3 protein-coding genes are annotated in these 5,440 nt (G+C 31.5%); all 3 read left to right on the forward strand.

Annotated features, from left to right (window positions below):
- Window positions 1-625: 625 nt before the first annotated feature.
- Window positions 626-1,006: a PH domain-containing protein gene (locus KA468_RS10380; RefSeq protein ID WP_291242866.1), complete on the forward strand. Its 381-nt coding sequence runs from the start codon at window positions 626-628 to the stop codon at window positions 1,004-1,006.
- A gap of 156 nt (window positions 1,007-1,162) precedes the next feature.
- A complete protein-coding gene (locus KA468_RS10385) occupies window positions 1,163-3,019 on the forward strand; it encodes a hypothetical protein (RefSeq protein ID WP_291242867.1) in 1,857 nt (618 codons plus the stop codon).
- 174 nt (window positions 3,020-3,193) lie between these two features.
- On the forward strand, window positions 3,194-5,440 hold a 2,247-nt coding region (locus tag KA468_RS10390), incomplete at its 3' end, for a hypothetical protein (protein WP_291242868.1).

The raw sequence follows: 5,440 nt of genomic DNA on the forward strand, positions 1-5,440 counted from the left end.
AATAAGCAAACCCTCTTACATTTTGAAAACCTTTGGTGTACTGCCAAAGGTTTTTTTTGTTAAATACCTGAAATTTTACGTTCGAGACGTGAAATTTTACGTTATACCACCCCAATTTTTACGTTCAAGACGTGAAATTTTACGTTATACTACCCCAATTTTTACGTTCAGGACGTGAAATTTTACGTTATACCACCCCAATTTTTACGTTCTGGACGTGAAATTTTACGTTAGACAACCTAAATTTTCACGTTCGGAACGTAAAATTTCAGGTTATCCACTATTTGTAGTAAAATTTAAGTCGCAACCTAAATAAAAGTTCTACAAAAAACAAGGTACATATAACCCTAAATTGTTTACCCTAAACCTTTTACCCAAAACCCCACACCTATTTTGTAGTAATCATACTACATAGGTTTGTTTTAAAGTATACATTATAAATCCTAGTTTTGAAAATAACAATAAAACCACCGCACAAAGTTTTACGGCTTTGAGCTACACAAAACAAAATGTAACATAATAAATTTTCAAACTCAAAGTCAGGAGACTTTGCTATGAGAGCTAACAGAAAAAGGAGAATTCTGAAAATCCTTAAGAGTAGGAATAAAATTTTAAATTAAACAATATGGGATTATTTTCAGCTTTACTTGGAAACGCCGGTGCAGTAAGCCAAGAAGAATTAACAAAAAAGTACGAACAATTACTAACTGAAGGAGAAGAAATAGAGTTAGGATTTAAGCTAGTACGAGATACTTTTATTTTTACAAATAAACGACTTTTATTAGTAGATGTTCAAGGTATAACAGGAAGTAAGACAGAATACAAAACAATAACATATAAAAACATTTCTAGATTTAGCATAGAAACTGCTGGAACATTTGATTTAGACGCTGAATTAAAAATTTGGATATCTAGTGAAGTTCAACCTAGCATAAAAAAACAATTCAATAAATCAGTAAATGTATATGAAGTTCAAAAGGTATTAGCACATCACGTACTAAAATAAATTTGACAAATTATATGATTCTTGTTTAGTCTACTTGTGACTTAGTTTCTTGTTGAAAAACTAATATAAATCTATAGTGAGAATTATCCGCTACGCAAATTCAGGAAACTATGTGTAGCGGAGTAATTTTATCGAATGAAAGACAATTAAAAACCTATGAAAAAAAAAACTGCAATTTTAATACTGACATTCATATGTCTATTCAATACTTCGTATTCTCAGACAAAGACACCTTATGAAAAGAAAGAAGAGGAAATTTCAATCAAATATTTAAAAAAAATGAGAGTTAGTTCATCTGAAATAAATAGAGCAAAAAGCGCTGATGAATCAGGTATGCTTTTGTTACTATTAATTGCAGAAAAAATTCAAGCTTATCAATATACACATGGTGTGGAATCTCTGATTTTAATGAACGAATGGGAAAAAGAAATTAAAGCAGCAGAAAAGTTAAAGGGTAAAGCAGATTACAAGAAAGAGCGCGAAAAGTCTGAAAAGGCGGAGCGTGAAAAAATTGCAAGACAAAAGAAATATGAACAGCAAAAGTTGTTAGAAGAAAAAAAAGCAGAAGAAAAAAAAATAGTAGAAGAAAAAAAACAAGAACGTGAACAATTAGAATATCTTATAAAAAATTCAGATTTAAATAAAGTAAAATCATCTATTAGAAAATCATTTATTACTTGGGTTGCTAAAGGCGATTATGAATCTACGGAAGAACATTTATTAAGATTAGACAATAAATACAAAATATTAGATAGTTTATGCTTTTATAATATTAACAATTTAATAAAAAATCGTAATAATATCAGAGGGAATGAAGGTAATTTTTATTTAGTTAAATTATTTAAATATAACGCTGACAAGAAGTTTTATCCAATTGAATTGAGGTTGGAAAGCGGATGGGGTCGTTATGATGATGAAGGCGAAGCTGATATTAATATTTCTCCATCAACATCAATCCTAGATACCATATATGTAGAAGTTGCACTAGCTAAAAAATTAAAATCAAATGCTAAATTTGATGATAATGATAATACATATAATTTTGACTTTTCAAATAATTTAACATTTTCTAATAATATAAGTGAATGGTTTTTTGATGAAATAGGGTATCTATTTCCTAAATCATTCTCTTTAATGAATGATGAATTTAAACATCAAATAAAATATAATTTGAACACAGCTGATAATATATCAATAAGTACATCAAATTTGACGTTAGATGAATATTTCAAAAATGATTACATCTCAAATACACATAAATATTATGAAATTTTAATAGATAAAAAAAGGAATACAATTCTGAACAATGCCGAAAAATTACTTTCAAACGGTGAATTAGAGAATGCAAAAAATATGTTTCTAACTGCTAACAAACTAAAATATTCCGATGATGTTAACGATGAAATTAAGAATATTGAAAACAGATTAATTGAATTAAACAAATTAGAACTAATTAAAAAAGCGGAACAATATTACACAGTTGGAAATATTTCAAAATCTATTGAAACTTTTGAGCAGGCTAATAAATTAAAGGAGTCAATCGAATTGAATCAAAAAATTACAAACATAAAAAAAAACCTTCTTGAGTCTTATAGACTTCACGACAATTTGGATTCTTTATTTAACATAATTGACAATGAAAAAAAGAATTTATTTAAAGATATAGTTGATTTACACGAATTGGAAAATTATAAGAAAGGCTATAGCGAAAAATATATTTCTTGTAAGCAAAAAATTACAGAAAATGTTGATTCTGAATGGAAAAAAATTTTAAATATTTACAATGAAATTAATAGAAATCGAGAAATATTTGAAGATAGATTTCAAAATATTTTTGAAGAATTAAATAAGTTTAAAGATTTGATAAATAAGAATTCAAATTTTGAAAAAGAAATTCAAAAAGCACTTTTATCAAAGAATAAAAAATATTTAAAAATCCTAAAAGAAGACAATATATATATTATAATAGAAACTGTAACAACCTCACTCCCAATTAAATCCCCTACCCAATAACTAAACAAACCCAACCCTATGAAATAAAAAACAAACACGACAAAACACCCTTTTTTGCCCCCAGTATAAAAGTTCAATTCGTTTTATGTCGTTCCAAATCTACCTAATTACTAACCTAAATCTGTATATGTGATGCCTCATCTGCTGCTTGTACAGAGGCGCATATGCAACCAAATGAAATACAAAAACATACGAGAAGAAGAACTTAAAAACAAAGTGGGTGCCGACTGGTTCGCCACTTTTGATACTACAGAAATACTTGGTAATATCGACTTTACCGTCTTTCCAAAACAATATGATTTAAACGGCAGAACGCCTTTGCTTTGGGCGGAAGCCAAAACGGGCAACTTCGATATTCCTACTATGTTTGTCCAATTAATTTTGACCATTGGTAAAGCGCGAACCTTTGACAAAACAATGCCGCCGGCGTTTTTAGGTGCGTTCGATTTTAAGAAAATTGCCTTTGTGCCGTACATCAATATTTCGGATATTTTTTATATGAACGATTTCAATTGGAACGTAACGCCAAGCAATCACGAAACCAAAGAATTCCTACTGATTAAAGAGCGAATTGAATCCATTCTCAACAAAAACACCTATGTGTACGACTACGAAAAGGACGAAAAAGAACTGCAAATCTTCATAAAAAATAACGTTGCCAAAGCCACAACCACCAGCAAATTAAAGATAGATAAAAACAATTTTATTCCCATTTATTTGCGATGGCTCGAAGTGGTAAAACCCATTATCGATGTCAACTGGGACGACTTGAAAAAGGCAAATATTATGGACAGTGATTTTTACCTTGCCGACTTATTTGTAGACGACAAAGACACGCAGGCGCTGGAAGATGATTCGAGCATACGCGATAATTTGTTTGTGGTGTTTCAAAACCAAGGCTACAAAATTGCCAAGGAAAACATCAAACAAATGTTTGACGCCACCATTAACCTAAAAAACAAAGAAGCCTATTTGCAGTTTTGGAAACGCTACAAACGACCGCCTTTAAAAGAGTTTCAAGATTACATTATTGAACGTCGGGATTTGTTGGTGCCGCAAGACATTCGCGAACGAAAAGGGGCGTTTTTTACCCCAAGAAAATGGGTAGAATTATCTCAGAAATACCTCACCGATTATTTGGGACAAAACTGGCAAGACGACTATTACATTTGGGATTGCGCCGCAGGAACAGGTAATTTATTAGCGGGTTTAACCAACAAATACCACATTTATGCCAGCACGCTCGACCAAGCCGACATTAGCGTAATGCACGAACGTATTGATGGTGGTGCCAATTTGCTTAAGAACAACGTGTTTCAGTTTGATTTTTTAAACGACGATTTTAGCAAACTACCCCAAAGCCTACAAGACATTATTAACGACGAAGAAAAACGCAAGAAGTTGGTAGTGTATATTAATCCGCCGTATGCTGAAAGTGGTGATAGTAAACAAAGAATGGGAACAGGTAAAAATAAAGCGAATGTTGCTTCAGAAACAATGGTATATAAAATCCATAGCGCTAATTTTGGAACTGCAACTAGAGAACTATTTACGCAATTCTTAATTCGAATAAATAGTGAGGTTTCAAACTCTATTATTGCAAATTTTTCTACTTTAAAATTTGTGCAGTCTCAGAATTTCGCAAAATTTAGAAATTATTTTAAAGCAACGTATAAATCCGGGTTTCTAGTTCCCGCTAATACATTCGACAATGTAAAAGGACAATTTCCAATAGGTTTTTACATATGGAATTTAGAGGAGAAAAAACAAATCGAATCTTTTAAAATAGATGTTTATAATGTTAATGGTTACATTGGAGAAAAGATAATACACACTCATATTAAGGGAACTTTTCTAATTGATTGGCTTCGCAGTTATTATGATAAATCTGGTGATAATCTTGGATTTCTTAGAGTAAATGGTCCAGATGTTCAAAATAATTTAGGTGTTTTTATAACAAATAATCCTACTGAGAATGACATAAAAAAACATTTCATTTACAATATTACTTTGATGAATTTATTACAGATGTCAATTTATCATTCCGTAAGAATTTCAACAAATGCAACTTGGCTTAACGACCGCGACCAATTTTTATACCCAAATGACGGCTGGCTTAGTGATACTGAATTTCAATCTAATTGTTTAACCTATACTTTATTTAATAATAATATCCAAAGTCAATTCGGCACCAACCACTGGATTCCGTTTACGGAGTATGACGTCAATGCCCAAGACAAATTTGCCAGCAACTTTATGACAGATTTTATGAAGGGGAAAATAGCCTCCCCCAACCCCTCCGAAGGAGGGGAGCAACCAACGTTGTTTCAACAAACAGCTCCAACTCCCCCTTCGGGGGCTGGGGGGCTTGTTTTCTCGGAAGAAGCCCAAGCCGTTTTCAATGCTGGTCGTGAATTGTGG

Source organism: Flavobacterium sp. (assembly GCF_017985075.1).
In the GTDB taxonomy this organism is placed as follows: domain Bacteria; phylum Bacteroidota; class Bacteroidia; order Flavobacteriales; family Flavobacteriaceae; genus Flavobacterium.

Coding starts and splice junctions, on each gene's coding strand:
- KA468_RS10380 (WP_291242866.1), top strand. CDS start 626: ATGGGATTATTTTCAGCTTTACTTGGAAACGCCGGTGCAGTAAGCCAA.
- KA468_RS10385 (WP_291242867.1), top strand. CDS start 1,163: ATGAAAAAAAAAACTGCAATTTTAATACTGACATTCATATGTCTATTC.